Origin of the sequence: Nonomuraea candida (genome assembly GCF_000725485.1) — a bacterium.
Lineage (GTDB): Bacteria > Actinomycetota > Actinomycetes > Streptosporangiales > Streptosporangiaceae > Nonomuraea > Nonomuraea candida.
On sequence record NZ_JOAG01000197.1, the window covers coordinates 1 to 259 of the forward strand.

1 protein-coding gene is annotated in these 259 nt (G+C 68.7%); it reads right to left on the minus strand.

Annotated features, from left to right (window positions below; translation table 11 throughout):
- Positions 1 to 259, minus strand: a 259-nt coding sequence (locus tag IO39_RS43675; protein ID WP_043637944.1) for a helix-turn-helix domain-containing protein, incomplete at both ends; no start/stop codon positions are given.

Below are 259 nucleotides of genomic sequence, written 5' to 3' on the forward strand. Positions count from 1 at the left end.
GACGCAGGTAGTCGAGCAGTTTGCGGATGGACCAGCGGGTGAAGGGCTGGCCGAGCTTGGCGGGACGGGTGGTGGCCGTCTGCGCGACGAAGTCTTCGTCGTCAGGACTCAGCAGGCGGGGACGGCCTCCCGCCCACTGAGGGTCCAGGCAGGCCAGCCCGATCTCGTTGAAGCGATGGATCACATCGCGCACGGTGTCCTCATCGGCCTGCACCAGCCGCGCGATGACCGGGACGGTGTTGCCTCCGGCCGAGGCCAG